General features: G+C 72.2%; 25 protein-coding genes. 11 read left to right on the top strand and 14 right to left on the bottom strand.

What is annotated here, in order from left to right; genetic code table 11:
• Positions 1-103: 103 nt before the first annotated feature.
• Both ACFYPH_RS03150 and ppc read left to right on the top strand, forming a co-directional pair.
• Positions 104-1,117 carry a hypothetical protein gene (locus tag ACFYPH_RS03150; RefSeq protein ID WP_355062948.1) on the top strand — a complete coding sequence of 338 codons (1,014 nt, stop codon included), beginning with the start codon at positions 104-106 and terminating at the stop codon, positions 1,115-1,117.
• Between the two features lie 128 nt (positions 1,118-1,245).
• A complete protein-coding gene (gene ppc / locus ACFYPH_RS03145) occupies positions 1,246-4,032 on the top strand; it encodes a phosphoenolpyruvate carboxylase (RefSeq protein ID WP_354854130.1) in 2,787 nt (928 codons plus the stop codon).
• Between the two features lie 112 nt (positions 4,033-4,144).
• On the opposite strand, the gene ACFYPH_RS03140 is transcribed toward ppc, so the two are convergent.
• On the bottom strand, positions 4,145-5,047 hold the full coding sequence (locus ACFYPH_RS03140; protein WP_387178479.1) for a hypothetical protein: 903 nt from the start codon (positions 5,045-5,047) through the stop codon (positions 4,145-4,147).
• Positions 5,048-5,101: 54 nt separating this feature from the next.
• On the opposite strand from ACFYPH_RS03140, the gene ACFYPH_RS03135 reads away from it, so the two are divergent.
• Positions 5,102-6,250 (top strand): DNA recombination protein RmuC, encoded by a 1,149-nt coding sequence (locus tag ACFYPH_RS03135; protein WP_355062944.1) that lies wholly within the window; start codon positions 5,102-5,104, stop codon positions 6,248-6,250.
• A gap of 23 nt (positions 6,251-6,273) precedes the next feature.
• Here the strand turns inward: ACFYPH_RS03135 and ACFYPH_RS03130 are convergent, their stop codons facing one another.
• Both ACFYPH_RS03130 and ACFYPH_RS03125 read right to left on the bottom strand, forming a co-directional pair.
• On the bottom strand, positions 6,274-6,684 hold the full coding sequence (locus ACFYPH_RS03130) for a hypothetical protein (protein WP_387178476.1): 411 nt from the start codon (positions 6,682-6,684) through the stop codon (positions 6,274-6,276).
• A 103-nt stretch (positions 6,685-6,787) separates the two neighbouring features.
• On the bottom strand, positions 6,788-7,819 hold the full coding sequence (locus ACFYPH_RS03125; RefSeq protein WP_387178473.1) for a 4-hydroxy-3-methylbut-2-enyl diphosphate reductase: 1,032 nt from the start codon (positions 7,817-7,819) through the stop codon (positions 6,788-6,790).
• Positions 7,820-7,916: 97 nt separating this feature from the next.
• On the opposite strand from ACFYPH_RS03125, the gene xseA reads away from it, so the two are divergent.
• On the top strand, positions 7,917-9,158 hold the full coding sequence (gene xseA, locus ACFYPH_RS03120; protein WP_355062940.1) for an exodeoxyribonuclease VII large subunit: 1,242 nt from the start codon (positions 7,917-7,919) through the stop codon (positions 9,156-9,158).
• A 30-nt stretch (positions 9,159-9,188) separates the two neighbouring features.
• On the top strand, positions 9,189-9,410 hold the full coding sequence (locus tag ACFYPH_RS03115; protein ID WP_354854120.1) for an exodeoxyribonuclease VII small subunit: 222 nt from the start codon (positions 9,189-9,191) through the stop codon (positions 9,408-9,410).
• Positions 9,411-9,474: 64 nt separating this feature from the next.
• Here ACFYPH_RS03115 and ACFYPH_RS03110 read toward each other — a convergent pair whose 3' ends face one another.
• From ACFYPH_RS03110 to ACFYPH_RS03100, 3 genes are all read right to left on the bottom strand, one after another.
• Positions 9,475-10,326: a hypothetical protein gene (locus ACFYPH_RS03110; protein WP_354854118.1), complete on the bottom strand. Its 852-nt coding sequence runs from the start codon at positions 10,324-10,326 to the stop codon at positions 9,475-9,477.
• Positions 10,327-10,560: 234 nt separating this feature from the next.
• The gene (locus tag ACFYPH_RS03105; protein WP_354854116.1) at positions 10,561-11,373 is read right to left on the bottom strand and encodes a hypothetical protein; all 813 of its coding nucleotides are present in this window, start codon (positions 11,371-11,373) and stop codon (positions 10,561-10,563) included.
• A gap of 119 nt (positions 11,374-11,492) precedes the next feature.
• A complete protein-coding gene (locus ACFYPH_RS03100; protein ID WP_363938963.1) occupies positions 11,493-12,344 on the bottom strand; it encodes a DUF4245 family protein in 852 nt (283 codons plus the stop codon).
• Between the two features lie 158 nt (positions 12,345-12,502).
• On the opposite strand from ACFYPH_RS03100, the gene glpX reads away from it, so the two are divergent.
• Both glpX and ACFYPH_RS03090 read left to right on the top strand, forming a co-directional pair.
• On the top strand, positions 12,503-13,534 hold the full coding sequence (gene glpX / locus ACFYPH_RS03095) for a class II fructose-bisphosphatase (protein WP_354854110.1): 1,032 nt from the start codon (positions 12,503-12,505) through the stop codon (positions 13,532-13,534).
• Complete coding sequence (locus tag ACFYPH_RS03090; protein ID WP_387178467.1) at positions 13,531-14,502, top strand: DMT family transporter; 972 nt, start codon at positions 13,531-13,533, stop codon at positions 14,500-14,502. Before glpX ends, ACFYPH_RS03090 begins: the two co-directional genes overlap by 4 nt.
• A gap of 7 nt (positions 14,503-14,509) precedes the next feature.
• Here ACFYPH_RS03090 and ACFYPH_RS03085 read toward each other — a convergent pair whose 3' ends face one another.
• Entirely contained in the window at positions 14,510-14,695 is a 186-nt protein-coding gene (locus ACFYPH_RS03085) for a hypothetical protein (RefSeq protein WP_355062935.1), read from the bottom strand.
• Positions 14,696-14,932: 237 nt separating this feature from the next.
• Here ACFYPH_RS03085 and ACFYPH_RS03080 point away from each other — a divergent pair, with 237 nt between their 5' ends.
• On the top strand, positions 14,933-15,091 hold the full coding sequence (locus ACFYPH_RS03080) for a hypothetical protein (RefSeq protein ID WP_355062933.1): 159 nt from the start codon (positions 14,933-14,935) through the stop codon (positions 15,089-15,091).
• Positions 15,092-15,344: 253 nt separating this feature from the next.
• Here the strand turns inward: ACFYPH_RS03080 and ACFYPH_RS03075 are convergent, their stop codons facing one another.
• The 7 genes from ACFYPH_RS03075 to ACFYPH_RS03045 form a co-directional block, all read right to left on the bottom strand.
• Complete coding sequence (locus ACFYPH_RS03075; RefSeq protein WP_387178464.1) at positions 15,345-16,955, bottom strand: hypothetical protein; 1,611 nt, start codon at positions 16,953-16,955, stop codon at positions 15,345-15,347.
• A gap of 65 nt (positions 16,956-17,020) precedes the next feature.
• Entirely contained in the window at positions 17,021-17,989 is a 969-nt protein-coding gene (locus ACFYPH_RS03070; protein WP_387179341.1) for an NAD(P)/FAD-dependent oxidoreductase, read from the bottom strand.
• 105 nt (positions 17,990-18,094) lie between these two features.
• Positions 18,095-18,748, bottom strand: a complete 654-nt coding sequence (locus tag ACFYPH_RS03065; RefSeq protein WP_355132813.1) for a rhomboid family intramembrane serine protease — start codon at positions 18,746-18,748, stop codon at positions 18,095-18,097.
• A gap of 115 nt (positions 18,749-18,863) precedes the next feature.
• Positions 18,864-19,544 (bottom strand): lytic transglycosylase domain-containing protein, encoded by a 681-nt coding sequence (locus tag ACFYPH_RS03060; protein ID WP_354854098.1) that lies wholly within the window; start codon positions 19,542-19,544, stop codon positions 18,864-18,866.
• A gap of 276 nt (positions 19,545-19,820) precedes the next feature.
• Complete coding sequence (locus tag ACFYPH_RS03055; RefSeq protein ID WP_355062929.1) at positions 19,821-21,236, bottom strand: PhoH family protein; 1,416 nt, start codon at positions 21,234-21,236, stop codon at positions 19,821-19,823.
• 390 nt (positions 21,237-21,626) lie between these two features.
• Positions 21,627-21,962, bottom strand: a complete 336-nt coding sequence (locus tag ACFYPH_RS03050) for a hypothetical protein (RefSeq protein ID WP_007455629.1) — start codon at positions 21,960-21,962, stop codon at positions 21,627-21,629.
• 31 nt (positions 21,963-21,993) lie between these two features.
• The gene (locus ACFYPH_RS03045) at positions 21,994-22,350 is read right to left on the bottom strand and encodes a hypothetical protein (RefSeq protein WP_387178459.1); all 357 of its coding nucleotides are present in this window, start codon (positions 22,348-22,350) and stop codon (positions 21,994-21,996) included.
• Between the two features lie 264 nt (positions 22,351-22,614).
• Between ACFYPH_RS03045 and ACFYPH_RS03040 the strand changes: the two genes are divergently transcribed.
• From ACFYPH_RS03040 to otsB, 3 genes are all read left to right on the top strand, one after another.
• A complete protein-coding gene (locus ACFYPH_RS03040) occupies positions 22,615-23,058 on the top strand; it encodes an XRE family transcriptional regulator (protein WP_204943358.1) in 444 nt (147 codons plus the stop codon).
• A gap of 162 nt (positions 23,059-23,220) precedes the next feature.
• On the top strand, positions 23,221-23,574 hold the full coding sequence (locus ACFYPH_RS03035; RefSeq protein ID WP_354854091.1) for a hypothetical protein: 354 nt from the start codon (positions 23,221-23,223) through the stop codon (positions 23,572-23,574).
• A 67-nt stretch (positions 23,575-23,641) separates the two neighbouring features.
• A complete protein-coding gene (gene otsB, locus ACFYPH_RS03030) occupies positions 23,642-24,466 on the top strand; it encodes a trehalose-phosphatase (RefSeq protein WP_354854088.1) in 825 nt (274 codons plus the stop codon).
• Positions 24,467-24,483 lie beyond the last annotated feature (17 nt).

Here is a 24,483-nt window from a genome sequence, read left to right as displayed (position 1 = left end):
TCCTTGCGAGAGGCACCCCGGACGGTCTTGAAGAAAATTGCTCACCTTCGCCGCTCGCCGGGAAATGCCGCAAACAGGTTGAATGTCGCCCTAGGCTGACGTGGTGGACGAGGCGCCGGAGGTCCGGGTACGCGACTGGCTCCCCCGCACCGCAGGCCTGCTGCTCGGCACCCTCGCGCTGGCCGCCGCCTTCATCGCCGCGTACGTCGGCGCCCTGCACCAGCCGCACCCCCGGGACGTGCCGGTCGGGGTGGCGACGAGCGACCAGCCCGCGCGCACGGTCCTGGCCGCCGTCCGTGACCGGACCAACAAGATCAAAGCCATCGAGTACGCCGACCCGGGCGCCGCCGACGACGGCCTGACCGGCCGCGAGGTGTACGCGGTGCTCAGCTCCGCCCCCGACGGCGGCCTCGTCCTCACCACCGCCAGCGCCAGCGCACCGTCCGCCACCGACCTGGTCATCCAGGTGCTCACCAGCGCCGCCCAACAGGCCGGACTGCCGTTGCGGGTGACCGACGAGGTGCCGGTCGCCGGCACCGACCCCCGCGGCCTGGTCCCCTTCTACCTGGCCATCGGGTACGTCCTCGGCGGATACCTGGCCTCGACCGTGCTCGGCATCTCCGCCGGCACCGCCCCGCGCACCCTGCGCCGCGCCGGACTGCGCATCGGGGCGCTCGCCGTCTACAGCGTGGCGCTCGGCATCGTCGGGGCGGTGATCGTCGGCCCGGTGCTGGACGTCTGGCACCACGACCTGCCGGCCGTCGCCGGTGTCGGCATGCTGGCCGCCTTCGCCGCCGCGATGGTCGCCGCCGCGGTCCAGGGCTGGCTGGGCGTGCTCGGCACCGGGCTGGTCATCCTGTTGCTGGTGGTGCTCGGCAACCCGGGCTCCGGTGGCATCTACGCCCCCGAGTTCCTGCCCACCTGGCTGCGCGGAATGCACCGGTGGAACGTGCCCGGCCTGGCCACCGACCTGATCAAATCGGCCGTGTACTTCGACCGACGCTCGATCGGCTGGCCGGTGACCGGTCTGGTGCTCTGGGCGGTGCTCGCGCTGGCCGCCCTGCTCGGCGCGACCCGGGTGCGGGGCCGCCGGGCGACCGACCGCGCAAGGCCCTGAAGTGATCTCCGAGGTGTTCCGTGTCACGGCACGGCATGCGGAGAGCCCCTCCTGCCAGCCGGCCCGACGCGGATACCATCCAGGGAGTCGGACAGCGCTGTCCTTCGTACTCACGTAAGGAGCGCATCGTGACCGACCAGCACGACCACGACGGCCCGGACGCCGCGCTGCGCGCTGACATCCGCCGACTCGGCACCCTCCTCGGCCAGACCCTGGCCCGCCAGGAGGGCCGCCCGCTGCTCGACCTCGTCGAGGAGATCCGCGCCCAGGTCCGCTCCGACGTCCCGGCCGCCGCCCAGCGGCTCGGCGGGCTCGACGTGACCACCGGCACCAAGCTGGCCCGCGCCTTCTCCACCTACTTCCACCTGGCCAACATCACCGAACAGGTGCACCGCGCTCGGGACCTGCGTCGCCGCCGCGCCGTGCAGGGCGGTTGGCTGGACCAGGCGGCGAAGATGATCGCCGAGCGGGGGGTGCCGGCCGAGGAGATCGCCGCCGCGGCCCGCCGGCTGGCGGTCCGGCCGGTCTTCACCGCCCACCCGACCGAGGCGGCCCGCCGCTCGATCCTGTCCAAGCTGCGGGCCATCGCCGACGAGCTGGACACCGAGACCGCCAACGCGATCCTCTACGGCGCCAGCGACGAGGGCCCGGCCAACCGCCGGCTGGCCGAGTTGCTGGACCTGATGTGGCAGACCGACGAGCTGCGGCTCGACCGGCCCGACCCGACCGACGAGGCCCGCAACGCCATCTACTACCTGCGCGACCTGTACGCCGAGGCCGCCCCGCAGGTGCTCGACGACCTGGCCGACACGCTGCGCACCCTCGGCGTGGAGACGTCGCCGACGGCCCGCCCGCTGAGCTTCGGCACCTGGATCGGCGGCGACCGGGACGGCAACCCGTTCGTCACCCCGGCGGTCACCCGCGAGGTGCTGACCATTCAGCACGAGCACGGAATCGCGGCCACCGAGAAGGCGATGGACCACCTGATCAACGAGGTCTCGGTGTCCCGCCGACTGCGTGGGGTGTCGCTTGACCTCTCCGCCAGCCTCGCCGCCGACCTCGACGCGCTGCCCGAGGTGGCCCCCCGGTTCCGTCGGGTCAACGCCGAGGAGCCGTACCGGCTCAAGGCACGCTGCGTGAAGGCGAAGCTGGCCAACACCCGGCAGCGGCTCCGCCAGGGCACCGCCCACGTCCCGGGCCGCGACTACCGCGGCTCCGCCGAGCTGATCGCCGACCTGGACCTGCTGCGCGCCTCGCTGGCCCGCAACTCCGGGCAGCTCACCGCCGTCGGCCGGCTGGCCTCCACCATCCGGACGGTCTCCGCGTTCGGCCTGCACCTCGCGACCATGGACGTCCGGGAGCACGCCGAGGCGCACCACGCGGTGCTCGCCCAGCTGTACGAGGCCGTCGGCGAGGTGTCCGACTACCCGGCGTTGAGCCGGTTGGAGCGCACCAAGCTGCTCGCCGACGAGCTGACCGGCCGCCGGCCGCTGTCCACCCTGGACACCCCGCTGACCGAGCCGGCCCGCAAGACGTTCGATGTGTTCAGCACGATCCGCGAGGCGCAGGACCGGTTCGGCACCGAGGTGATCGAGTCGTACATCATCTCGATGACCCTCGGCGTGGACGACGTGCTCGCCGCCGTGGTGCTCGCCCGCGAGGCCGGGCTGGTCGACGTGCACAGCGGCCGGGCCCGGATCGGTTTCGTGCCGCTGCTGGAGACCCCGGGCGAGCTGAACGCCGGCGGCGAGATCCTCGACGAGCTGCTGTCGCTGCCCGCGTACCGGGCGCTCGTCGCGGCCCGGGGCGACGTGCAGGAGGTCATGCTCGGCTACTCCGACTCCAACAAGGAGGCCGGGATCACCACCAGCCAGTGGTCGATCCACCGGGCCCAGCGCGCGCTGCGCGACGTGGCCGCCCGGCACGGCGTACGCCTGCGGCTGTTCCACGGTCGCGGCGGCACGGTCGGACGCGGTGGCGGCCCGACGCACGAGGCGATCCTGGCGCAGCCGTACGGCACGCTGGACGGCGCGATCAAGGTGACCGAGCAGGGCGAGGTGATCTCCGACAAGTACACCCTGCCCTCGCTGGCGCGGGAGAACCTGGAGCTGACCCTCGCCGCGGTGCTCCAGGCGACGCTCCTGCACACCGCGCCCCGGCAGCCGGCCGAGATGCTGGAACGCTGGGACGCGACAATGGACGTGGTCTCCGAGTCGGCGTTCCGGTCGTACCGGTCGCTCGTCGAGGACCCGGACCTGCCGGCGTACTTCTGGGCGTCCACCCCCACCGAGCTGCTCGGCGCGTTGAACATCGGCTCCCGGCCGGCGAAGCGCCCCAACACCGGCGCCGGGCTGTCCGGGCTGCGGGCCATCCCGTGGGTGTTCGGCTGGACGCAGACCCGGCAGATCGTGCCGGGCTGGTTCGGCGTCGGCTCCGGCCTGGCCGCCGCCCGGGAGGCCGGTCTGGCGGACGTGCTCGCCGAGATGCACCGTAACTGGCACTTCTTCCGCACGTTCCTGTCGAACGTCGAGATGATGCTGACCAAGACCGACCTCAGCATCGCCCGCCGGTACGTCGAGACCCTCGTGCCGAAGAAGCTGCACCCGATCTTCGAGCAGATCGAGCGGGAGTACGAGCTGACCAAGCGCGAGGTGCTGGCGGTGACCGCCTCCCCCGCCCTGCTGGAGAACTCGCCGGTGCTCCAGCGCACCCTGGCCGTCCGGGACACCTACCTGGAGCCGCTGCACCACCTTCAGGTGGCGCTGCTGCGGCAGTACCGGGAATCCGGCGCGGCCGGCCGTGCGGTGGCCACCGCCCCGGGTGGCCGACGCGCCCCGAGCGACGGCACGGCCCTGGAGCGGGCGCTGCTCACCACGGTGAACGGCATCGCCGCCGGCATGCGCAACACCGGCTGATCAGGCAGCACGGCAACGGGCCCCGGTCGCCACGACCGGGGCCCGTTGCGCATGTCCGTCAGCAGTTTTCATGAGTCAGCTTCGCGCCGCACCCAGTCAGCGCCCTCGGCGCTCACCAGTCGCCGCCGCCGAAGTCGCCGCCGCCGAAGTCGCCACCACCGAAGTCACCGCCGCCGAAGTCACCGCCGCCGAAGTCACCGCCGCCGAAGTCACCGGCGGCATAGTCACCGCCGCCGAAGTCGCCCGCCTGGTCGGCGCCACCGAAGTCGCCGCCCTGGTCGCCGTAGTCGCCACCCTGGTCGCCGGCGTCGCCGCCCTGGCCGTCGGCGTCGCCGCCCTGGCCGTCGGCGTAGTCGGCGCCGTCGCCGAAGCCCTCCTGGTAGCCCTCGTCGTACCCGTATCCCGGGTCGGCGAAGGCCGGCGAGAACAGCGCGTCGGCGATCAACATGCCGCCGAGCACACCGGCCCCCGCGCCCAACGCGGTCTTCCACCACGGCGTCGAATACCAGCCCGCCGGCACCGGCCGACCCTGGTAGCGGCCACCGGGGTAGTAGTAGGGCGTCTGCCGACCGGGCTGCGGGCCGGCCCGGAAGGTCTGCCCCTGCACATCGACCTCGCGCTCCTTGGTGAGCTGCCCGACGCCCCGCGCGGCGGCCAGCGCCGGCACCTCGGGGCCGGGGTCGATCCCCAGCGCGGTCCGCGCCGCCCGGATGTACGCCAGTCCCTCCAGCGCGGTCTCCCGGGCGAGCGCGAACTGGTGCGGCGTACGCGCCTGCTCCAACTGCGAACCCGCCGCGTTGTACCGCTCACCGGCGTCGGCCAACGCCTGACGGACCGCCGGCTCGTCGCCCTGGAGGGTCAACAGCTGACCACCGAGGCGCTCGTACCAGCGGTGCGCCTCGGCGCGGGCGTCGCCCAGCTCCGTACGCCGACGGGCGGTGCCCTGAGCGCGGATGAGCGCCGCGGCACCGAGCGCGCCGACCAGCACGATCGCGAGGCACAGCACAAGTTCCATGTCATCGAACGTACCCCCGGGTGTCACGTCGTACCCGTCTGGCAAGCTCCGGTGATGGACGTCTCGACGCTGCTGGTGGTGATCGTGTGCCTCGGTGCCGGCGGGGCGGTGGGCTGGCTCGCGGCCCGGTCCCGGTCAGCGGCCGACATCGCCAGGCTGGATGCCACCCTGACGGCGACCCGCGAGGGCGAGGGGCGGCTGGAGCAGTCCATGCGGGCGTTGAGCTACGAGGCCACCGCGCAGTCGCAGGAGGCGGTGGCCCGTGCCGTGGCGCCGCTGCACGACAGCCTGCGCCGCTACGAGCAGCGGGTCGCCGAGCTGGAGCACGACCGGGTCGACGCCTACGCCGAGCTGCGCGAGCAGGTCCGCTCGATGAACGCGGTCTCCGGGGAGCTGCGCACCGAGACCAAGCAGCTGGTCGCCGCGCTGCGCGCGCCGCAGGTGCGGGGCCGCTGGGGCGAGCACCAACTGCGCCGGATCGTCGAGGCGGCCGGCATGCTGGAGCACTGCGACTTCTCCGAGCAGGTCACCGCCGCCACCGACGACCAGGTCGTCCGCCCGGATCTGGTGGTCCGCCTGCACGGCGGCCGGTCGGTGGTGGTGGACGCGAAGGCGCCGTTCGACGCGTACCTCACCGCGATGGAGGCCCGCGACGAGCGCGGCCGGGACACCCACCTCGACGCGCACGCCCGACACCTGCGGGGGCACGTCGACGCCCTGGCCGCCAAGTCGTACTGGACGGCGTTCGACAGCTCGCCCGAGTTCGTGGTCCTGTTCGTGCCCGCCGACCCGTTCCTCGACGTCGCGCTCCAACGCGACCCGACGCTGTTGGAGCACGCGTTCGCCCGCAACGTGGTGCTGGCCACGCCGGCCACCCTGGTCGCCCTGCTCCGCACGGTGGCCTACTCGTGGCGGCAGGAGGCGCTGGCCCGCAACGCGGTGGCGGTGCACACCCTCGCCCGGGAGCTGTACGGCCGGCTCTCCACCCTCGGTGACCACGTGGGCAAGCTCGGCTCGTCGCTGGCCGGCGCGGTGACCGCGTACAACAGGGCGGTCGGTTCGCTGGAGGCGCGGGTGCTGGTCAGCGCCCGCAAGCTCGCCGAGCTGGGCGTCTCGGACGACGAGCTGGCGGCCCCCGCCCAGGTCGAGCTGACCCCCCGCCAGCCGCAGGCGCCGGAGCTGCTGGACGACGCCGACCGCTGACCGCTGAGCGGGCGCCGAGGTCGCTAGCTGCGGTTGGCGTTCTCGACGACGAACGGCGTGCCCTGCTGGCAGGTGGTCATCATGCCGGTCTCCACCCGGCCGGTGACGGTGACCCGGGCACCGGCGGCCAGCACGTCCCGCGGGCCGCCCACCAGCAGGTAGCCGTCGAGCAGCAGGCAGTTCGGCTCGACCCCGGCGGTGATCGTGCCGGTGAGTTCGGTGGCGCCGACCGGTGGCGGGACGCTGGGCCCGCCCGGCGACTTGAGCGGCGGGGAGGGCGTGATCGCCGGGGCGGGGCTGCTGGGTGACGCCGGGGTGGGTTGCCCAGCCGTTGCCGACGGCGCTCCGGGGGTGGTGGAGCCGTCCGTCCCCCCGCAGGCGCTCAGCGCCGCGCAGACGACCAGGGCGGGGACGACGAGCCGAAAGGTCCTCATGCCGCCTTCGACGCACCGGGACGACGCGGCGTTCCCACAGTGATCCGCGCGCTGGACCACCGGCGGCACGGCCTGCCCGCCGTGATCCGGCACCCGAACGTGCTCAGCCGCGGGTCGCGGCGGCCTTCATGTCCCGCTTCAGCTCCTGCGGAAGCGAGAAGGTCAGCCGCTCGTTGGCGGTGGTGATCTCCTCGACGTCGGCGAACCCGCGTGCGGCCAGATGCGCCAGCACGTCGTTGACCAGGTCCTCCGGGACGCTCGCGCCGGAGGACACCCCGACCGTGCGGGCGTCGGTCAGCCAGGCGTCGTCGATCTCGTGGGCGAAGTCGACCAGGTGACCGGCGCGGGCGCCGGCGTCCAGGGCGACCTCGACCAGCCGGACGGAGTTTGAGGAGTTCGTCGAGCCGACGACGATCACCACGTCGCACTCGGGGGCGATCTCCTTGACGACGTGCTGCCGGTTGGACGTGGCGTAGCAGATGTCGTCGCTGGGCGGGGACTGGAGCAGCGGCAGCCGGGACTTGAGCCGGGCGACCGTCTCCAGCGTCTCGTCCACCGAGAGCGTGGTCTGGGAGAGCCAGACGACCTTCTCCGGGTCGCGAACGGTGACCTTGTCGACGCCGTCCGGGCCGTCCACGAGCTGGATGTGCGCGGGAGCCTCACCGGCGGTGCCGATGACCTCCTCGTGCCCCTCGTGGCCGATCAGCAGAATGTCGTAGTCCTCGGCGGCGAAGCGCTTCGCCTCCTGGTGCACCTTGGTGACCAGCGGGCAGGTCGCGTCGATGGCCTTCAGCGAGCGCTCCCGGGCCTGCTCGTAGACCTCGGGCGCCACGCCGTGCGCCGAGAAGATGACTGTGGCGCCCTCGGGCACCTCCTCGTTCTCTTCCACGAAGATCGCGCCCTGGGCCTCCAGGGTCTGCACGACGTGCTTGTTGTGGACGATCTGCTTGCGCACGTAGATCGGGGCGCCGTAGAGCTTCAGCGCCTCCTCGACGGTCTGCACGGCGCGATCAACACCCGCGCAGTAGCCGCGGGGCTTGGCCAGGAGCACGCGCTTGCCGGTCCGGAGATCAGTCACCCCCCCATCGTACGTGCCCGCCGACAACCCACCACGGCCCACAACCCCGGGCTGCATCCCGTTGATCATGAAGTTATTGCCACGACACGCCGCCACCCAGCGCAATAACTTCATGATCAACGGGGTCCAGCGGGGGTGGTCGTAGGGTGGGCGGGTGAGTGGGGTTGGTGGGGACGCTGCGCGGAGCAGCGCGGAGGAGCCTTGGCCGGTTCGGGTCGTCTCGCAGAAGGTCGGGGCGTGGATCGCCAAGCTCGGCTGGGTGTGGGTGGACGGGCAGGTGGCGCAGATCAGCCGCCGTCCCGGGGCCACGACTGTCTTCCTCACCCTGCGTGATCCGTCGGCCGACCTGAGCCTGACCGTCACCACCAACCGCGACGTGCTGGACGCCGGCGCTCCGGAACTGCGCGAGGGTGCCCGCGTGGTGCTGCACGCCAAGCCGGAGTTCTACGCCGCGCGGGGCACGCTGAGCCTGCGGGCCGACGAGATCCGGCAGGTGGGGCTCGGTGAGCTGCTGGCCCGGCTGGAGAAGCTCAAGAAGCTGCTCGCCGCCGAGGGGCTGTTCGACCGGGCGCGCAAGCGCCGGCTGCCGTTCCTGCCCGGCCGGATCGGACTGATCACCGGCCGCGCGTCGGCCGCCGAGCGGGACGTGCTGACCAATGCCCGGCGGCGCTGGCCGGCCGTGGAGTTCCGGACGATCAACGTGGCCGTGCAGGGCCCGTCCGCCGTGCCGCAGATCGTCGACGCGCTCAAGGTGCTGGACGCCGACCCGAGCATCGACGTGATCATCATCGCCCGGGGCGGTGGCGGCATCGAGGACCTGCTCCCCTTCTCCGACGAGGCGCTCTGCCGGGCCGTGTTCGGCTGCCGTACGCCGGTGGTCAGCGCGATCGGCCACGAGACGGACGCGCCGCTCGTCGACTACGTCGCCGACCTGCGGGCCTCCACCCCGACCGATGCGGCCAAGCGGGTGGTCCCCGACCTCACCGAGGAGGTACGCCTCATCGGTCAGGCCCGGCACCGACTCGAGCGGGCGGTCCGCAACCTGGTCGACCGGGAGTCCCACCGCCTCGACGGCCTGCGGTCCCGGCCGGTGCTAGCCCGGCCCCAGGTGATGGTGGAGCACCGCGCGACGGAGCTGGCCGGGCTGCGTCAGCGCGCCGGCCGTTGCCTGGACCACCGGCTCGCCGGCGCCGACGACGATCTGCGGCACACCCTGGCCCGGCTGCGCGCCCTCTCCCCCGCCGCCACCCTGGACCGGGGGTACGCGATCGTGCAACGCGCCGACGGGCACGTCGTACGGGCGGCGGCCGAGGTCGGCAAGGGCGACCCGCTGCGGGTCCGCCTCGCCGACGGTGAGCTGGCCGCGACGGTCGACGGCGACGTGGCGACGCGGTGACCCGGACGGGGGTGTGCTGAGATGGACGCGATGACTGACGACACGAAGGCCGGGCCGGACGAGCGGCTCAGCTACGAGCAGGCCCGCGGCGAACTCGCCTCGGTGGTGGAGCGGCTGGAGGCCGGCGGCACATCCCTGGAGGAGTCGCTGGCGCTCTGGGAGCGCGGCGAGGCACTGGCGGTGATCTGCCAGCGCTGGTTGGACGGCGCTCGGGCGCGGATCGACGCTGCCCGGCAGGACCCCGCGTCCTGACCGCGGACGGGGTGGCCGGAACCGCCGGTGGGGCGGCCGGAGCCACCCCACCGGCGTACGACGGTCAGTTGAACAGGCTGTAGAGCTCGGCCGGCGCCTCGACGACCTGGTCCGCCGGCGGCTTCTGCGCGGCGGTGGCGGAACCGTAGTCGGAGTACGTCATCTTGATCTCCTGGGCGGCGGTCTGCCCAGCGGCCGGGAGCTGCAGCACCAGCTCGCTGAGCCGGCCCTGCGGGTCGACCTTCGCGGTGAACGGGACCGTCTTCGCCTGGGTGCCCAGCGCGGCGATCGTGGCGGCGTTCAGCGAGCCGGCCTCAGCGGCCTTGGTGACGTCGATGGTGCCGGCGTACGTGCCGGTGCCGGTGCTGCGGACCTCGGTGATGCCCTGGGTCAGCACCGCGCTGCCGGCCGGGTCGACCTTCTCGAAGTCGAAGCCGAGGTTCTTGTTGCCCTTGATGCGGGCCTGGTCGAGGTGCTGGTACTTGCCGAGGTTGAGCTGCTTGATGGCGGGCAGGCTGTCGGCCGTGGGGCCGGTCAGCTCCAGCTTCACCCAGCTGTCCGGCTTGGCGTGGATCACGTCGAGCTTCATCGCCAGGTCGGAGGAGGGGCCGCCGATGGAGAACTTCATCGCGGCACTCTGACTCGGCTGGTGCACCTGCCCCTCGGCGGTCGAGCCGGCGCCGGAGAGGGTGAACCGGAAGTTGCCGTTGCTGATCTCCTTGGTGGAGTCCAGCAGCGCCTGCTTGGCGTCGCCCGGCACGGGCGTACCGGCGGACGCGCTGGGTACGCCGGACGCGCTCACCGTGGGGGACGCGGTCGATCCAGCGGTGCCGGTCGTACCGCCGGCGCAGGCGGCCAGGGCGGGCGTGAACAGGGCGGCGGCTACCAGGCCGGCACCGAGTCGTCGAACAGTCATACGTGTCTCCCAAGGGGGTCACCCGACGGCCTGGTCGGCGCCGGAAACCGGGCGACGCGGCAGCCCTTCGGCCACGCCGCGCGATCCGGGCCGAGCAGCTCGCCCGGATCACTCCCTCTTTGTTCCCTGTCGACGCGTCCGACAATCGCCCTTGACGTCCGGTTGTTCGCGGTGACCGGTGCGGAAAAGCCGGATCGGGGCGGCCCCTGGGCCGCCCCGATCCGTCGTGCCGACCTACTTGAACAGCTCGTACGTCTCGGCCGAGGCCTCGATGACCTGGTCCGCCGGCGGCTTCTTCGCGCCGGTGCCGGTGCCGTAGCCCGCGTACCCGATCTTGATGTCGTGCGCGGCGGTCTCGCCAGCGGCCGGCACCGAGATGACCAGCTCGGTGAGGCGGCCCTGCGGGTCCAGCTTGGCCGTGAAGGGCAGCGCCTTGGCCTGCGCGCCCAGCGCCTTGACCACGTCCTCGTCGAGGGCGACCGACTCGGTGGAGGCGCTGATGTCGATCTTGCCGGCGTAGGTGCCCTCGCCGGTCTTCTGCACGTCAGTCACGCCCTTGACCAGCGTCTCGCTGTCGACCGGGTCGAGCGTCTCCGGGTCGAGCTGGAGGTCCTTGATGCCCTTGACCTTGGTCTTGTCGAGGTGCTGGTACTTGCCCTTGTTCTTCGCCATCTCGGGCACCATGGCGGCCATGGCACCGCCGATGTCCATCTTCACCCAGCTCTCCGAGTCGATGTAGATGAGGTCCATCTCCATCGACACGTCCTGGGAGGCGTCACCCAGCTTCATGGTCAGCTGCGCGCTGTTGCTGGGCTTGTGCACCAGGCCGCCGCCGGTCAGGTCGGCGCCGGTCAGGGTGAAGGTGAAGTCGCCCTTGGCCGCCTCCTTCGTGGAGGCGAGCAGCGCCTCCTTCGGGTCGGCCGGTACGGCCGGGGCGGACGGGCTGGGCGCAGCTGCCGGCTCGGCAGCGTCGGACTTGCACGCGGCCAGGCCGGGGACGAGCAGGGTTGCGGCGAGGAAGCCGAAGCTCCACCGTCGAATGTTCACTGAGGTCTCACTTCACAGAGATGGACATGGCCCGGCCGCAGCGTGCGGACCGGACCGAGCCGAGGGAGCCTAACGGATACGCCCACCAGCGATGCGGGGGGCGTATCGATGTCGGACTGTCAGCGCAACGCGCCGGCGAGGTCGCGCAGCTCGTTGTCCCGGGCGTCACCGACGACGAGCACCGTGCGGGTCGGTTCCAGCAGCACCAGCGCCTGCTGGTTCCCCCGGGCCGTGTAGCGCTGCCAGGTGCGCCCGGCCAGCTCCGTCGGGCCCTGTGGCTGGCTCTGGTCGGTCAGCTCGGCGGGGAGCAGCTGCTCCGCGGGCACGTTGCTCTGTAGCAGCTGGACACCCCGCCCCTCCGGCGTGAGGTAGCCGATCCGCAGGTTCGCGCCGCCCTCGACGGTCTGGTAGCGGGCGCTGACCGTACGCCAGCCGGAGCCGAGCCCCTGCGGCTCGCTCACCGGGAAAATGTTCGCCGACCGTGCCTGCTCGATCGCCGGGGCCGGATCGACAGTGGTGGCCTGATCGCCGCCGAGGAAACCCCGGTAGAACGCCAGCAGCAGCGCGATCGGGATCAGCAGCACCAACAGCGAGATCGCCATGTCCTTGGGCGACCGCTCGGCCTTGGTCGCCGCCGCTGCCACCCGTGGCGGCGGCGCGGACCGCTCACCGGTCCCGGTGGCGTCGTCGGGCCCACCGGCGGCGTCACCCGGCACCGGCCGGGCCACCGAAGGCTGCACGGACGGGTCCGGCGCTGGCTCACCGCCAGCCTGGGCCGGCTCACCGGCGACGAGGGCCGGCTCATCGGCAGCCGGGGCAGGCTCACCGGCGACAAGGGCCGGCTCGCCGGTGGCCAGCGCCGTCGGGCCGGTCGCGGCGGGCTCGGCGCCGGCGGGTTGGTCGACCGGCGGCTGGCCACCGGGCGGCGTGCGGTCGGCGGGTACGCGGTCGGCAGGCTGTGCGGGTTCCACCCTGCCATCTTCGCAGCCGCCCGACCGGCGGTATCCGGCCCATCACCGCCCCGCGCCGACGCCCGGTCGGCCATCGTGTGAGGATCAGCGACAAAGCCGGCAGCGGGACCGCTCCGCCGCCGGCCGTCCCCGCACCGTCGCGAGGAGGAGCAGCCGTCATGACGAACACCAGGACGCGGATCCCACAGGATCTCGACCGTAACCTGGCCCTCGACCTGGTCCGGGTCACCGAGGCCGCGGCGATGGCAGCCGGCCGCTGGGTCGGCCGGGGCGACAAGGAGGGCGGCGACGGAGCCGCCGTCGACGCCATGCGCAAGCTGATCAACTCCATTCAGATGCGTGGCGTCGTGGTGATCGGCGAGGGCGAGAAGGACAACGCCCCGATGCTCTTCAACGGCGAACACGTCGGCGACGGCACCGGCCCCGAGGTGGACGTCGCGGTCGACCCGGTCGACGGCACCACCCTGATGAGCAAGGGCATGCCGAACGCCCTCGCGGTGCTCGCCGTCTCCGAGCGGGGTGCCATGTTCGACCCGAGCGCGGTCTTCTACATGGAGAAGCTCGCCGTCGGTCCCGCGTACGCCGACGTGATCGACATCAACGCCGGGGTGGCCGAGAACGTGCGCCGGATCGCCAAGGTCAAGGGCACCGACGTGTCCGAGGTGACGGTCTGCGTGCTGGACCGCAGCCGCCACGACGACCTGGTCACCCAGATCCGCCGGACCGGGGCGGGCATCCGGTTCATCTCCGACGGCGACATCGCCGGCTCCATCGCGGCGGCCCGGGGCGAGTCGGACGTCGACGTGCTGATGGGCATCGGCGGCACGCCGGAGGGCATCATCTCGGCCTGCGCGTTGAAGTGCATGGGCGGGGCGATGCAGGCCAAGCTCTGGCCGCGCGACGACGAGGAGCGGGAGAAGGCGCTCGCCGCCGGGCACGACCTGGACCGGGTGCTCAGCACCGACGATCTGGTCACCGGGGACAACTGCTTCTTCGTGGCGACCGGGGTCACGTCCGGGGACCTGCTGCGCGGGGTGCGGTACCGGGCCGGCGGCGCGTACACCCAGTCGATCGTGATGCGCTCGAAGAGCGGCACCATCCGGGTGATCGATTCGTACCACCGGCTGGAGAAGCTGGCGCTCTACTCCGCCATCGACTTCGACGGTCGACCGCTGGCCGAGCAGGAGTGACCACCACCGGCACCGCGACACCGCAGACCCTCTCCGCGACCCGTCGGACCGCCGGTGTCGCGCTGGCGTCGGTCTCCGGGGTCGCGGTGGCGGTGCAGTCCCGCATCAACGGCGAGTTGGGCGTACGCCTGGCCGACGGCTTCGCCGCCGCGGTGGTCTCGTTCGGGTTGGGCCTGCTGGTGCTGCTCGTGCTGGTACCCGCCACTCCCGGCGGGCGACGGGGGCTGGTCACGCTGCGGCGTGCCCTCGCGGCGGGCGCGCTGCGGCCGTGGCAGTGCCTGGGCGGGATGTGCGGCGCGGTCCTGGTGGCCTCGCAGGGGCTCACCATCGGCACGTTGGGCGTGGCGGTCTTCACCGTGGCCGTGGTCGCCGGCCAGTCCGGCAGCAGCCTCGCCGTGGACCGGGCCGGCATCGGTCCGACCGGCCGGCAGCCGATCACCCGGCAACGGCTGGCCGGCGCGGTCCTCACCGTCCTGGCGGTCGGCCTGGCGGTCGGTGACCGGCTGAGCGCGCCGGGCGCGCTGGCGCTGGCCCTGCTGCCGCTGCTGGCGGGGGTGGGCACCGCCTGGCAGCAGGCGGTCAACGGCCGGGTCCGGGCGGCGGCCGACCACACGCTGACCGCCACGCTCGTCAACTTCGCCGTGGGTACGGCCACCCTGCTCGTCGCGTTCGCCATCGACCTCGCGGTACGAGGCTGGCCGACCGGACACCTGCCGAGCGAGCCGTGGCTCTATCTGGGCGGCCCGATCGGCATCGTGTTCATCGCGATCGCCGCGGCGATCGTGCGGTTCACGGGTGTGCTGCTGCTCGGCCTGGCCACCATCGCCGGTCAGATCGTGGGGGCGGTCCTGCTGGACCTGGTGCTGCCCACCGCCGCCTCGCACCCCGGCGTGAACACCCTGCTCGGGGCCGCGCTGACCATGGTGGCCGTGCTGATCGCCGCGCTGGCACCACCCGCCCGCCGCTGACCGGTTGTCACTCCACGAGGTCTGGCCGGTTGGCGGCGATCCACTTCTCTACGTCACGCCGACGCCACACCTTCCCCATGACCAACTGCGCAACGGGATCAGGGAAGCCCTTCTTGTTAGCGATGATGTTCGCTCGCTGACGGGAGATACCACCGAGCATCGCCCGTATCTCCGCAAGCCCAACGAGGTCCATACCTTGACGGTAGGCAACTGCCTGTGTTATCGCTCGACCAACGTTTCGAGTAGTCGGCTCGGGTCGTTGACTCGCGACAACTGCCGCGAGACTATGGTGAGCATGTCGTCGCGCACCGCAACGCCTGCTCATCGCCTTCCGATCGCCGCTGGGCACGCGCCCGTCCGCCCGATCTGGGTCTGTCGGCGCGGCTGCGGAACCTGGCCGTGCCCGGCCGCCCGGCTGACCCTGCGAGCGGTGTACGACGACGACCCGGTCGGGCTGGCCGTCGAGATGGCGGGTTACCTGTTCGACGCGACCGGGGACCTGGTGCGGCTCAACCCCGACGAGATGCCCGGACCAGAGGCGTTGTTCACTCGGTTCGTCGGGTGGACCAGGCGCACACCGTTCACATAAGTGATCGATTCCAAGGGCCTGACCGTCGAACGCCCGTTGATCGGGGACCTGTTCGCGGCGAGTTGACCTCCGCTGACCACAGGGACCGGATGCTCCCGGGCGGCACCGACCTCGGGCCGCTTCACCCGCCATCGCTGGCGATCTTGGACACTTTCCGTTAGCTGCTAACGGAAAGTGTCCAAGATCTACCCGGTCAACTGCCTCCCGCCCTGACACAACCCGCCCGCCGATACGTCCAGGGCCGCATCAGGCGTCAGCGGAGCGGAACCCGCGGCGGCAGGGGTTGATGGGGCGGATAGGCCGGCGTGCCACGCCGGTTCTTTTCACGAGCCGGGTCGGCCAGCTTGGCGAGCCGGACGGCCAGCACGAGTCCCGGCACGGTGGCCAGCAGGGCCAGCGCGACCGCCACCCGGATCTGTGCCGGGTTGCCGTTCAGCCAGCCGGCCAACGGCAGTCCGGCCAGGATCGCGGTGAGCAGGAGGTCGCCCGCGGTCCACCCGACCCAACGGCCCGGCGCGCTGCCGAGCCACGGGACGAGGAGCAGCACCGCCACCGCCAGCGCGGCCAACGGCACGACGCCGACCAGCACCGCCAACACGGTGCTCATGTCGTCGTGGCGGGACCAGGTGGCCTCCAGCACCATCCCCGCCAGCAGTATCGTCAGCGCACCGGCGATCCCCCACCAGCGACGACCGCCGCCACGGCGGATCGCCAGGTGACCGGCGACCACGGCGACCACGCAGCCGAGCAGCAGCGCGAGCACGATGGCGAGCAGCAGATCCGTCTCGCGTTGCACCGGTCCGCCGTCGTCCAGCGGAGGCAGTTCGTCCGCGCCGATCAGTCCGCTGTGCTCGCCGAGGAAGCCGTCCCGCCGCCACCCGCCGTCCGCCAGACGGCGCAGGAATCCGTCCCGACCGTTGGCGACCAGCACCTCGTGGCCGCCGCCGGCATGCGGATAGACGGTCAACTCCCGTGAGGAGAAGTGCTGGCGGACGTCGCCGGGGCTCGGGTACCGGCGGGCCAGCTCCTCGCGCTGCCCGTCCGACACCTCCCAGGCCACCTGCCAGGTCACGCCGGCGTCGTCGCTCTGCTCCACCCGTAGATGCCCGCTGGCCACCCGGTAGCAGCGCCGGGGCTCGTCCGGTGCGCACGCCTGCCGGCGCGATGGGTCCTGGGCGTCCAGTCGTTCCGTCTCGCCGTCGGTGGCGAGCCGCCAGGTGGTCGCCCCATCGTCGCTGACCGACCACTGGCCGTCGGCCGGTTCGTCCGGCCAGCTCGTGCCGAAGCCGTCGCCGACCGAGATCGCCGGGCGGCCGTCGAGCGTCGTGGTGCCGAGCGCGTAGGGGTAGTCGACCGCGCTGGTGGCGGCCACCGCCAGCACCGCTGGCGGCAGCACGACCAGCAGCCGGACCAGCCGAGCCGTCCGGTGACGCACCGGCCGGACCCGGGACCGGGTCCAGCTCCACCACGTCACCCCGAGCGCCGGCAGCGTGAGCAGATCGGTCCAGTCGGCCCGGACCAGGGACGGCCCCGCCAGTGCGGTCCAGACCGAGGAGGCGAGCTCAGCGGCGTACCCACTGGATTTCACCATCGCGAACCCGGCACCCACCGCGACCAGGCCGACCCACGCGGCCGCCCGGGCCGGCAGCCGCGGCATCAGCAGCGTCAACAGCACCGCCACCAGCGGCGGAGCGAGCACCAGGCCCGCGACGTCGCTCAGCTTGCCGGTGAGCAGGCCGGGAAACGCCGCCTTCAACACGTGGTCGTTGACCAGCAGCACGACCAGGGCCAGGAGTGTGGCCGGGTGGCAGAGCCACGCCAGCGTCGTGGGTGCGCCGTCACGCGATGTCTCGGGCCCCGTCATGCCCTCAGGATGGACCCGGCGCGTCTCGGTCCGGACACGCGCCGGTGTGTGTCCGATACCGACGGTCAGCCAGCGTCGGAGGAGTGCCCGGGGAACAGGTGGGCGTCCGGGTCGATGGCCACCGCCGCGTTGTTGACCGCCGTCGCGGCCTCGCCGAAGCCGGTGGCGATGAGCCGCACCTTGCCCGGGTACTCGGTGATGTCGCCGGCCGCGAAGACCCGGGGCAGGTTCGTCGCCATGGCGCTGTCCACCAGGATGTGCCGGCGGTCCAGCTGAAGGCCCCACTCGGCGAGCGGGCCCAGGTCGGCGGTGAAGCCGAGGGCGGCGACCACCGTGTCCACCGGAAGGGTCTCGGTCGCGCCACCGCGTACGGTCACCTCGGCTCCGGTCACCGTGGCGTCCCCGATCAGGCGGGTGACCTCGGCGTTGACCACCACCCGCACCGGCAGCGACAGCACCCGGGCGACAGTCGAGGCGTGTGCCCGGAACTTCTCCCGCCGGTGCACCAGGGTCACCGAGCGGGCCAGCGGTTGCAGGGCCAGCGCCCAGTCGAAGGCGGAGTCGCCGCCGCCGACGATGAGCACGTCCCGGTCGGTCAGCTCGGCCGGGTCGGTGACGAAGTAGACGATGCCGGCGCCGGGAGCGCCGTCGGCGCAGGGCAGTGGCCGTGGGCTGAAGCTGCCGAGCCCGCCGGTGACCACGACCGCGCCGCAGCCGAGCTGCTCGCCGCCGGCCAGGCCGAGCACCGGCCGGTCATCGGCGTACGACAGCTTCTCGGCCCTCGTGCCGAGCAGGTACTGCGGGCCGAAGGGCGCCGCCTGGGCGACCAGGTTGGCGACCAGGTCGCGGCCCTTCACGGCGGGGAAGCCGGCCACGTCGAGGATCAGCTTCTCCGGGTACATGGCGGTGACCTGGCCGCCCGGCTCCGGAAGCGCGTCGATCACCGCCACGGACAACCCTCGGAACCCGGCGTAGTACGCGGCGAAGAGGCCGGCTGGACCGGCCCCGATCACGGCGACATCGACCTCGCGCATGGCGTACCGTCGCTTTCCGCTCACGGATCAACGCTTGCTGATCTCGACGGTAGGCGGGGCGCAGCGGTCCGGCAAGCATGTCCCAGGGGCGCGCCGAGGAGCAGGTCAGGGCAGGCTGAGGGTGGACCCCGAGTAGTCCGGGCCGTCCACGGCCGGCCGACGACGGCGGAACAGGATCGCCGCCACCACGCCACCGAGCAGCCCGAACAGGTGGCCCTGCCAGGAGATCCGCTCGTCGGTGGGGAGGATGCCGACCAGTTGCCAGCCGTAGAGCAGACCGACGAGCAGGAAGACGGCGAAATTCCACCAACTGCGCTCGACGATGCCGCGGGTGAGCAGGATGCCCAGGTAACCGAAGATCACCCCGCTGGCGCCGACCACCACCGAGTTGGGCGAGCCGGTGAACCAGACCCCGAGCCCGCTGACCAGGATGATGATCAGGGTCGACCAGAGGAACCGGCGGGCACCGGCGGCCAGCACGAAGGTGCCCAGCAGGATCAGCGGGATGCTGTTGCTGTAGAGGTGGTCGAAGCCGTGGTGCAGGAACGGGGAGAAGAAGACCCCGTCCAGGCCGTCGATACGGTGCGGGATGATGCCGGCGGTCGCGTCCAGGCCGAACGCGAGCCCCTGGTCGACGGCTTCGATGAGGAAGAGGAACGGGACCACCGCGCACATGGCGACGAAGGCCCGGCCGAGCGCGGCGTAGAACGCCTCGGTGCCGAACCGGTAGGGGTCGCCGTTGGGCGGGTGCAGGGTCACCCCCCAACTGCTATCAGCAAAAGGGGCCGACCGCCACTCGCGTCCCGCCCACGCACCGGGCGTACGCACGACGGCGGGGCGGGTGGTCGCCCACCCGCCCCGCCGTTCGGCGACGTCAGTAGTTGCCGTTGTTCTGGAAGTTGCTCCAGGCGCCACAGGGCGTCTTGTACTTGCCCTTGATGTAGCCCAGCCCCCACTTGATCTGGGTCGCCGGGTTCGTCCGCCAGTCGTCCGCGATCGCGCCCATCTTGCTGCCCGGCAACGACTGCGGGATGCCGTACGCGCCGGAGGAGGAGTTGCTGGCCTTGTGGTTCCAGCCGCTCTCCTTGGTCCAGAGCTTCTCCAGGCAGGGGAACTCGGCGATGCCGAAGCCCGCCTCGATCATCAGCGCACAGCCGATCTTGCGGTTGCCGCTGTACTCCTCGCAGGACGCCGGGATCCGCCCCTCGTACGGCTTGGCGACCTCGTTGGCGGCGGCCTCGCGCTCGCGCTTGCGCGACGCCGCGGCGGCCTCGGCGCGGCGGGCCCGCTCGGCGGCCTCCTTGGCGGCCTGAGCCGCCCGCAGCTTGGCCTGGTACTCGGCGGCCCGCTGCCGGGCGAACGCGATCTGGTGGCTGGCCTGGCGCTCGCGCTGGTAGGCGAAGTCGATCCGGTCGACCTCGACGCTCTCCTGCGCGGCCAGTCCCTGTTGCTGGGTTTCCCGGTCTTGGCCCAGATAGAAGCCACCGGCTACGCCCACGGAGAGCAGCGCGACAGCGGCCGTACGGGCGCCCAACCGGCTCCACAGCCGACTCACGAAGTGGTCCCTTCGTTGGGGGCAAGGACACGACGCGGCACCAGGCCAGGTGGCCCTCAACCGTGCCGTGAGCGCCCCGACCGGTGAGCCGGTCGCGCCGACGCACCGACCGTCACCGATGCCGCCCAGAGCTGGACGAACGATCACCAACGATGCCTGTGGTGCGTGGGCGCTCGTGGGACACCATCGCGCACAGTGAGACTGATGGGAAACCAACCGGCACGTTTGTGATCTGCGCCACATCTAAAATCCGGACGAAAGCCTATAAAGCTCCCATCACAACGGGATGTCCTCCAGGAGGTCAGTCACCATCGCGGCGATCGGCGAGCGCTCCGACCGGCTGAGCGTGACGTGGGCGAAGAGGGGGTGACCCTTCAACGCCTCGATCACCGCCGTCACGCCGTCATGTCGGCCGACCCGCAGATTGTCCCGCTGGGCGACGTCGTGGGTGAGCACCACCCGGGAGCCCTGCCCGATCCGGGACAGCACGGTCAGCAGCACGCCGCGCTCCAACGACTGGGCCTCGTCCACGATCACGAAGGCGTCGTGCAGGCTGCGCCCCCGGATGTGGGTCAGCGGCAGCACCTCGAGGATGCCCCGCGAAGTGACCTCCTCCAGCACGTTCTCGTGCACCACCGCGCCGAGCGTGTCGAAGACCGCCTGCGCCCACGGCGACATCTTCTCCGACTCCGACCCGGGCAGATAGCCCAGCTCCTGGCCGCCGACGGCGTACAGCGGGCGGAAGACGATCACCTTCTTGTGTCGGCGACGCTCCATCACCGCCTCCAGCCCGGCGCAGAGCGCCAACGCCGACTTGCCGGTGCCGGCCCGCCCACCCAGCGAGACGATCCCGATCGTCTCGTCGAGCAGCAGGTCGAGGGCGACGCGCTGCTCGGCCGAGCGGCCGTGCAGGCCGAACGCCTCCCGGTCGCCCCGAACCAACCGGACGGACTTGTCCGGCAGCACCCGGCCCAGCGCGGAGCCGCGCGACGAGTGCAGCACCAGACCGGTGTGGCAGGGCAGACCCGCCGCCTCGTCGACGTCGAGCGTGTCGCCGGCGTACAGCGCGGAGATCTGCTCCTCGCCCAACTCCAGCTCGGACATGCCGGTCCAGGTCGGGTCGCTGGCCTGGCCGTGGCGGTACTCGTCGGCGCGCAGACCCACCGAGGCGGCCTTGACCCGCAGCGGCATGTCCTTGCTGACAAGCGTGACGTGCCGGCCCTCGGCGGCGAGGTTGAGCGCCACGGAGAGGATCCGGGCGTCGTTGCTCTCGGTGCGGAACCCGGGAGGCAGCACGCCGTCGTCGGTGTGGTTCAGCTCCACCCGCAGCGTGCCGCCGGCGTCGTTGGCGGGTACCGGCGTGTCCAGCCGGCCGTGCCGGATCCGCAGCTCGTCCAGCATGCGCAGCGACTGCCGGGCGAACCAGCCCAGCTCCGGGTGGTGCCGCTTGCCCTCCAGCTCGGTGATGACCACCAGCGGCAGCACCACCTCGTGCTCGGCGAAGCGGTGGAACGCCGCCGGATCGGACAACAGCACGGACGTGTCCAGAACGAACGCCTGGCCCGCTGGTCGCGGCTCCTTGGGGTCGGCCGGCGCGGTTGCCGCGCTGCGGCGGCTCCGGGGGGCACGGCGGGTCGTGGCAGTCGCGGCCGGGGTCTGGTCGGCACCGGCGGTGGTACGGCGAGTCGTCACAGGCCTGCTCCGACGGATGGGCACCCGGCCACCCGTGTTCCGCCTCGTCCGGTGCCCGGGGACACGGGGTCGGATGCGGAACCCCGTGCGCGAGGTCGCAGATCCGGGCGGACCGGCTGGCTCGGGGGAACCCCGTGCCATGCCTAGACGCTAGCGGCGGCGGACCGTCCCGGCTAGGGGCGATCGTGGATCTCCGGCAACGGCGACCCGCGGAGCCGGCGGCGCGGCGCGGCGAGCCGGCCGGGATGCATGCCCCCTGCGCGCATCCCGGCCGGCGGGGCCACCGTCACCGGTCTGACGTGGCCCCGACGGTGCGTGTCCGCCGCGGACGACGCACCGCGTTCCTCGGCGCCGGTCGGCGGGACCGCTCGCGGCGGCCCGCCGGCCGGCTCAGCCGGTCCGTCGGACGAGCGTGCCGGTCGGGTGCCGCCCGGTGATGGGGGCGGCCGGCGCGGTGAACGACGAGCCGGTGTACGTGGTGCCGGGGCGGGCCACCGTGCCGGCGGAGCGGACGGCCCCCGCCGAGGAGACCGACAGGGCCGAGGCGATCGCCGCCTGGGCGTCGCGTCGACGCCGGTTCCAGGCGCCCCGGTCACCGTCGAAGTAGCCCTGCCGGTAGCCGAAGCGGTAGCCGATGCGGTAGCTGAGCTGCCCGTGCAGCCGGCCGGCCGCGTAGCTGGTGGCACCGAGCACCAGGACGAGGAAGACCACGAGGAACGGGCTCATCGGGCGGCCCCGACCCGGCCCGGACGCCGCATCATCGTTCCTCCGGCTCGACCGCGGTGGGGTCGATGGTGGGATCCGCGACCAGCAGCCGGTCCAGGTCGTCCGTACTGACCTCCTCGACCAGTTCGACGCTGATCCGGCAGCCGTCCACCACGACCTCCGCGACGGAGGAGCGGCGAATCTCCCCGCCGGCGTCGTAGACCCGGACGCTCAACTCGGGGCAGCCGAGGTGGGTACGCCAGGCGTTCCACTCGGTGCGGTCGCCCACGCTCAGCGACAGGTATCGGCAGCCTCGGGCGAGATAGAGGCGCCACGGGGCACTCAGCCCCGCGGTCACTCCCTCGGCGATCAGCCCGAAGGCCTGGGCTCGGGTGGCGAGCTCGGTCACCACACCCCCTTGGCGCCGGGGGCGTGACGCATGCGAGCACCAGTCGTCTCATGCACGTGACACACCGTAGATTGTCCCATGAGCGTGACAGTATCAGCTTTTCGTCCGCTTACATTCGCCACTACGGGCATCTATTCTGCCCGGGTGACACCCCTCCAGAGCGACGCTGGATCGTTTACCGCGAATCCGAGAGAACCGTCACGTCTGCGTGACAGCAGCGTGCCTGGGCGTACGCCCGAGCCAGGCTGGCCGTACCGTCACGGGGTGACCGAGACGGCCAATGCGCGAAAGATCGCCTTCGCCACCTTCGTCCGGCGCGCCCTCGACGAGGCGCGGGCGACGCGGGCCTGGAGCGGCACCGAGGTGTCCCGACGTACCGGCGTCTCCCGGCAGACCATCAACCGGTGGGTCCGTGGGGACTGGGCCAGCGACCCCGAGGCCGAACGCGTCGTCGCCTTCTGCGAGGGCCTGGGCCTGAACCCGGCCGCCGCCTTCGCCGCGCTCGGCTGGGACCGCACCGCGACCGGCCCCCGCGCCGGTCAGCCGGCCCCACCGATGGACCCGGACGTGGAGGCCCTGCTGCGCCGCCTCGTCGACCCGAACGTGTCGGACGCGGAGAAGTTCCACATCCGCGAAACCATTAGATACCTCGCATACCGCCCAACGTTGCCGGTCGATGTCCGAAATAGGGGCAATCAGGCAGGCTAGTTCCTCAGATGGCGAAAGAACGCCTGGTCAGGTTCATTCGTTTCGCTCCGGGGTCGGAACGGGCACGCTAGCGTCCGTACTCGTACTGCTTGGGCTCGTCATCGGCGGGGGGACGGGACAAGGCCGAACCCAGCCCTGCGGGACATAAGGAGGGGTCTGTCCATGACCCTGAAGTGGTGGGCAGTCGTGGTCGCCACGGTGTCGATGACACTGTGGGCGACCGGCAACGTGGTGACCCTCGCGGTCAACGGTGGGCAGCTGCCGCTGCTCGTCAACCTTCTCGCGCTCATCAGCGCCGGCACGGCGGTCATCCTGGCCGTCGTCGCGGAGCTGCACGAACGGCTCAACGACCGGATCAGCGCACTCACCGAGTTCCTGGTGGCACGGCTCACCGAGATCGAGACCCGCACCGGGGACCGCAACACCGGCTTCGTGGAGGGCTACCTGCTCAGCCACGGGCAGGATGCGGCGGTGGTGCCGTTCGGACGCCGCGGACGAGGAGCCGCCGAACGCTGATCGCGCGCCGCCGAGCGGTGGTGCTCGGCCAGGAATGAGCCCTCAACGCCGGGGTACGCTGACGCGCGTGCCGCCGTTGAATCTGGGCAACCACCAGCCGAGGACCCCGTTGAACGCCGATCAGGCATGGCAGGTCACTGCCGGCCGGGCGGCGGGGACCGTGCTCTTCTTCGACTTCGACGGCACACTCGCGCCCGTCGACGACGACCCGACGGCGGTCCGCCCCGCGCCCAACGCCCTCGCCGCGATCGAGGCGCTGGCCCCGGTGGTGCAGCGGATCGCGATAGTCTCCGCGCGGCCCGTGGAGTTCCTGCGGGACCGCCTCGGCGAGCTGAGCGGCGTCGACCTCTACGGTCTCTACGGGCTGGAGCACAGCCACTCCGGTGGCGAGACCGTCACCGAGCCCACCGCCCTGCCGTGGGTGCCGACCATGGCCGAGCTGGCCGACCTGGCCCGGGCGGAGCTGCCACCCGGCACGCTCGTCGAGTTCAAGCGGCTCTCGGTCGCGCTGCACTGGCGTACCGCGCCGCAGCTCGGCCCGACCGTGCAGCAGTGGGGGCAGGCGCAGGCCGACCGGCTGGGGCTGCGGGTGCAGGCCGGGCGGATGGTGCTGGAGCTCAAGCCACCCGTCGACCGGGACAAGGGCATGGTGATCGGCGAGGTGGTCCAGGGTGCCACCGGCGCCTGGTACTTCGGCGACGACGTCTCGGACATCAAGGCGTTCGCGGCGCTACGCGCCCGCGCCGAGGCGGACCCGGACTTCTTCGGCGTCTGCGTGGCCGTCGCCAACCCGGAGACGGGTCAGGAGGTGGCCAACGCCGCCGACCTGACCATCGAGTCCCCGGCCGCACTGGGCGACTTCCTCACCCGGGCCCTGACCCGGCTGCCCTGACCGGGCTCTCCTGCGCC

The organism is Micromonospora sp. NPDC005252, from assembly GCF_042872475.1.
Taxonomy (GTDB): domain Bacteria; phylum Actinomycetota; class Actinomycetes; order Mycobacteriales; family Micromonosporaceae; genus Micromonospora.
The sequence above is the reverse complement of the archived record's forward strand: the minus strand, read 5'-3'. Positions and strand labels throughout refer to the sequence as shown.